Here is a 5,034-nt window from a genome sequence, read left to right on the forward strand (position 1 = left end):
GGAGATGTCGACCTTCGCTCGGGTTCAGCGGGCACTGCTGTCCGCGGCGGATGTGAAGGTCTCACAGCGGCAATCGCTCTCGGTGGCACTGGCGGCGAACTCCATGAGCGTGACCCTTCCGGGTGGGCCGGTGGTCGGGACGACCTTCACCTACCGGCAGATGCGCCACTGGGGTGCATCCCCGGTGGTGTCGACCTGGCAGCTGGTCATGGCCGGTCTCCTCCAGGCCGCCGGGCTCGCGCTGCTGGGCCTCGTCGGCGCTCTGCTCGTCGGCGCGAGCAACAACCCGTTCTCGTTGATCTTCTCGATCGGCGGTCTGCTGCTGCTGGTCGTGCTCATCCAGTACGCGGCGGGCAATCCGGGTTCGTTCGAGTCGATCGGCCTGATCGCCCTGCGGGGGCTGAACCGTCTGCGGAAGAAACCCGAACAAGCGGGTGCCCGGGCGTGGCGGAAGATCGTCGATCAGTTGAGCGCGGTGCAACTCGACCGTCCGCACGCGGCCCGCGCGTTCGGCTGGTCGGTGAGCAACTGGGTGTGCGACGGCGCGTGCCTGGCGTTCGCCGCGTACGCGGTCGGTGGAGCTCCGAGCCTGGCGGGTATCGCGGTCGCCTACGCGGCCGGAACCGCCACGAGCCGCGCCATCCCGCTGCTTCCCGCGGGGCTGGGCGTCATGGACGCGGTGCTGGTCCCGGCGCTCACCGCCAGTGGGATGACCGGTGCGCAGGCCCTGTCTGCGGTGGTGGTGTACCGATTGATCAGTTTCGTGCTCGTCGCCGCCGTCGGCTGGATCGTCTTCGCGTTCCGCTACCGGAACGTCGGCGAGGAGGACGAGGGCGACACTCCCCCGGATCTGCGGATCTGGGACGACGACTGAAGACGCCTACCCGAAAGATCGCCCGTGCGCCGGTCGGGGCGCTAGCGTTGCTCCATCCGAATGAATGGAGGGACGAGGTCCGTGGCACAGCACGAGGTCACACGTAAACGGGAGGTCTGGTCGGGCCGGTCGGTGTTCATCATGGCCGCAATCGGTTCGGCGGTCGGACTCGGCAACATCTGGCGCTTCCCGTACATCGCATACGAGAACGGGGGTGGCGCGTTCCTGATCCCGTATCTGGTCGCGCTGCTGACTGCGGGCATCCCCCTCCTCCTGGTCGACTACGCGATCGGGCACAAATTCCGCGGGTCGCCGCCGCTGGCCTTCCGCCGGTTGCGCCGCGGAGCCGAGTTCATCGGCTGGTGGCAGGTGCTGGTGTGCTTCGTCATCGGCGTGTACTACGCGGTGATCGTGGCGTGGGCCGCGCGGTACACCTTCTTCTCGATCACCGAGGCGTGGGGTGACGACCCCGAGGGCTTCTTCATGAGTTCGTTCCTGAACCAGGACACCGACGCGACCTTCGGCCTGAACTTCGTGCCGGGTGTCGCGTGGACGCTGCTGCTGGTCTGGATCGCGACGCTCGCGGTGCTCGCCCTCGGCGTCCAGCGCGGTATCGGCAACGCCAACCGGTTCTTCGTACCGTTGCTGGTTCTGCTGTTCGGCGCGCTCGTCGTCCGGTCGCTGACCCTCGACGGTGCGACGACCGGTCTGGATGCGTTCTTCAGCCCGAACTGGTCGGCGCTGACCGACACCAGTGTGTGGATCGCGGCGTACGCGCAGATCTTCTTCTCGCTGTCCGTAGCCTTCGGCATCATGGTGACCTACGCGTCGTACCTGAAGCGCAGGACGAACCTCACCGGTTCGGGTCTGGTCGTCGGTTTCTCGAACTCGAGCTTCGAGGTGCTCGCCGGCATCGGTGTGTTCTCGGCCCTGGGCTTCATGGCCCAGGCCCAGGGTGTCGAGGTCGGTGAGGTGGTCGCGGGCGGTATCGGTCTCGCGTTCATCGCCTTCCCGACGATCGTCTCGGAGATGCCGGGTGGCCCGATCTTCGGCGTGCTGTTCTTCGGCTCGCTGGTCTTTGCCGGGTTCACGTCGATGATCAGCATCATCCAGGTGACCGTCTCGGCCTTCCAGGACAAGACCGGTCTCGGCCGGGTGCCGGCCGTCCTGGCCATCGGTGGTGTGTCGGCGATCGTGTCGCTGCTGCTCTTCCCCACCACGACCGGCTTGAACACTCTCGACGTGGTGGACCGCTTCGCGAACCAGTTCGGCATCGTCGGTGTCGCCTTCGTGGCGCTCGTGGTGGTCGCCTGGATCTACCGGCGCCTGCCCGAACTCCGCGACCACCTCAACTCGGTGTCGTCCTTCCGGGTGGGAACGGGATGGATGGTGTTCACGGGCATCGTCACCCCACTGGTTCTCGGCTACATGCTCTTCAGCGAGGTCCGCGACCGTATCCGCGAGGGTTACGGTGGCCTTCCCGACAGCCTGGTCACCGCCTTCGGGTGGGGCGTGCAGGCCGGCGTGATCGTCCTTGCCGTGCTCCTGACGTTCGTCCCGTGGCGCAAGGGGATCGACGAGGAATACGAACTCGACGAGAATCGTCCGCTCGCGTCCGCCCAGGTCTCCGTTCCGTCCGGTGACTCCGTCCCCGGACCCGACTCGTCCACCGGAGGTACCCAGTGAGTACGGCAGCCATGGGCATGATGATCCTCGCTCTGATCACCCTGTGGGGTGGTCTCGTGATGAGCATCCTCCACCTGCGCAAGCATCCGGACGATCCGGACTGATCCGCACGCGCGACCCCGACGGGGTCGATTGCCGACGCTGCCGCCCGAGGGTGTCGGTTCGGTAACGCCACGGGGCGGCGCTCCGGCCGGAGCGCCGCCTTTGTGGTCTCCTGGAACTGTCGTAACCTAAACCTCTACTTTAGAGTTAGGTACAGCCCGTCCGGGTGTCACGACCCACAGGAGGAGAACCCCACATGAGCCGCAGACACCGTCACCGGATGCGCCGCTTCTCGGCCGCCGCAGCCCTCACCGTCGCCGCAGGCCTGACGCTTCCCGCCGTCGCCGTGGCCGAGCCCGCCCCTGCAGAGCCGGCAGCACCGGCGCAGGCGCCCGTCGAGAGCCCGCTCGTGGCCGCCCTCGAAGCGCTCCGCGCACTGCCCGGCGTCGATCCCACCGCTATGGCCGCGGCCGAAGCCATTGCGAACGCACGAGGAAGTGCGGTCGACGCTGCGGAATCGACCCCGCTCGGCGCCTACGAGGACGGTATGGAATTCCTTCGCCGCCTCGGCGTCGAACCGTTCCTCTACCCCACCGGCGCACCGTTCTGCACGGCCGACGGCGACCTGCCGCTGGGCACCGTGCCGGCTGTCGCGGGCGCACTGCCCGGCCCGTGGCCCAACCGCAGCCTCGCACCTCTGCCGGGAACCCTGAACGTCGTCGACCCCGCCGAAACGTTGTTCGCGTTCGTACCGGTCGGCCTCGAGGGCGACGCGGACGCCTCGGGAATCCAGCTCGCCTGGTTCAACATCAACACCTTCCAGGGCGGCTTCGTGCCGATGGGCACGCCGGAGGAAGCCGCTGCGGGAGCCATTCCGGAGGGCATCACCGGAGCGACACGCGGCATCATCGAGCAGGCCGTCACGCGCTTCATCGCCGACACACTGCCCATGGGTGGCGTGCGGGTCGCACCGGTCGAGACGGGTTCGGGCACCGTGCTCTCGGCCATCTTCGGCACCGTGCAGAACGGCGACACCCAGTGCTTCTTCCTGCCCACGATCGGCATCGTGGACGTGCCGGCGCCCTGACGACCGGTCTTCGACATGCAGCGGGCGGGCGTCAGCTCGCCCGCTGCAGTCGATTCAGCCGGTCGAACACGAGCGTGACGGCGGTGTCCATGTGCGCGAGCACGTCGTCGACGGACTGCCGTCCCGCAACCCAGGCGACGAGCGCCGACATCCACACGTCGGCGATGATCCGCACGGCGTTGAGCACCTCTTCGGTGACGATGTCGATGCCGGACGCCTGCGCGAAGAGGAGGGTGAGCACCTCACCGAGACGATCGAGTTCGGGCGCCGAGGACGCGTCGGCGAACATTGCTGCGCGGATGAGGGCGTCGTAGCGCAGCGGATTCTCGGAGAGACGGGGCATCACTCCGCGCAGCACCCCCATGAGACGCTCGGCAGCACCGTCACCCGGAATCTCTGCGGTGGTCACGGCTTCCGCGGCGGTTTCGAATTCGAGCACGAGCGCGACGACGAGCAGGTGATTCTTCGAGGGAAAGTAGCGGTAGACCGTGCCGAGGGCCACGCCGGAGCGGTCGGCGACCGCTCGCATCTGCACGGCGTCGTATCCGCCTTCCGACGCGAGTTCCTCGGCCGAGGCGATGATCCGCATGTACCGCGCCCGCTGCGCGGGCCGCAGGCCCGCGCCCGGCGAGCGGGTGGACCCGAGACCCGGTCGCGATGCCCGAGCCGACGCCGATCCTTCGTCCGCGGTCTCCGTCGTCGACTGCTCCGTCATCACGCCACCTTCCGTTCATGCCCGTTTCGAGGATAGTTCAGCGTGGTGCTTCTGCTTTTTTGTACCGCCGACCGAGCCCCGACCGGACAGGTGTCCGGAAATCCCTTCCCTCCGGATGTAGAACGCGTTACATTTTCTCCGTCACCGTCAGGAGAGGGGCAGCTGTGCGCCACGGAATCACCCTGTTCACGAGCGACCGGGGAATCCGGCCCGACGTCGCCGCCTCGACCGCGGAGAGCCGCGGTTTCGACAGTTTCTACGTCCCCGAACACACCCACATCCCGGCCCGCCGCGAATCCGCACACCCGGGAACGGGCAACGAGACCCTCCCCGACGACCGCTACATGCGCACCCTCGATCCGTGGGTGGCGCTGGGCCTCGCGGCCGCGGTGACGTCGACGATCACACTGGGCACCTCCGTCGCGCTGCCCCTCGAACACGATCCGATCACCCTCGCCAAGACCATCGCAAGCCTCGACCATCTTTCCGGCGGGCGCGTGCACTTCGGCGTCGGATTCGGCTGGAACGCCGAGGAACTCGCCGACCACGGGGTGCCACCGAAGAAGAAGCGGACCGCGCTGCGCGAATATCTCGAAGCGATGCAGGCGCTGTGGACAGAGGAGGAGGCCT

At 67.6% G+C, this 5,034-nt stretch carries 6 protein-coding genes; 5 read left to right on the forward strand and 1 reads right to left on the reverse strand.

Annotated elements, in window-relative coordinates; genetic code table 11:
* The 4 genes from R1101_RS0115805 to R1101_RS0115820 form a co-directional block, all read left to right on the forward strand.
* Nucleotides 1–874: TIGR00374 family protein (locus R1101_RS0115805; protein WP_016934355.1), on the forward strand; the 874-nt coding region annotated here is incomplete at its 5' end.
* Between the two features lie 81 nt (nucleotides 875–955).
* A complete protein-coding gene (locus R1101_RS0115810; RefSeq protein ID WP_016934356.1) occupies nucleotides 956–2,560 on the forward strand; it encodes a sodium-dependent transporter in 1,605 nt (534 codons plus the stop codon).
* Nucleotides 2,557–2,664: a methionine/alanine import family NSS transporter small subunit gene (locus R1101_RS29645; RefSeq protein WP_081494105.1), complete on the forward strand. Its 108-nt coding sequence runs from the start codon at nucleotides 2,557–2,559 to the stop codon at nucleotides 2,662–2,664. The genes R1101_RS0115810 and R1101_RS29645 overlap by 4 nt, the downstream gene beginning before the upstream one ends.
* A 194-nt stretch (nucleotides 2,665–2,858) precedes the next feature.
* Nucleotides 2,859–3,689 carry a hypothetical protein gene (locus R1101_RS0115820; protein WP_026003337.1) on the forward strand — a complete coding sequence of 277 codons (831 nt, stop codon included), beginning with the start codon at nucleotides 2,859–2,861 and terminating at the stop codon, nucleotides 3,687–3,689.
* A gap of 31 nt (nucleotides 3,690–3,720) precedes the next feature.
* Here the strand turns inward: R1101_RS0115820 and R1101_RS0115825 are convergent, their stop codons facing one another.
* Nucleotides 3,721–4,404 (reverse strand): TetR family transcriptional regulator, encoded by a 684-nt coding sequence (locus tag R1101_RS0115825; protein ID WP_016934359.1) that lies wholly within the window; start codon nucleotides 4,402–4,404, stop codon nucleotides 3,721–3,723.
* Between the two features lie 164 nt (nucleotides 4,405–4,568).
* On the opposite strand from R1101_RS0115825, the gene R1101_RS0115830 reads away from it, so the two are divergent.
* Nucleotides 4,569–5,034: TIGR03619 family F420-dependent LLM class oxidoreductase (locus R1101_RS0115830; RefSeq protein WP_016934360.1), on the forward strand; the 466-nt coding region annotated here is incomplete at its 3' end.

This window comes from Rhodococcus sp. R1101, assembly GCF_000278445.1.
In the GTDB taxonomy this organism is placed as follows: domain Bacteria; phylum Actinomycetota; class Actinomycetes; order Mycobacteriales; family Mycobacteriaceae; genus Rhodococcus; species Rhodococcus gordoniae.

Coding starts and splice junctions, on each gene's coding strand:
- R1101_RS0115820 (WP_026003337.1), top strand. CDS start 2,859: ATGAGCCGCAGACACCGTCACCGGATGCGCCGCTTCTCGGCCGCCGCA.
- R1101_RS0115825 (WP_016934359.1), bottom strand. CDS start 4,404: ATGACGGAGCAGTCGACGACGGAGACCGCGGACGAAGGATCGGCGTCG.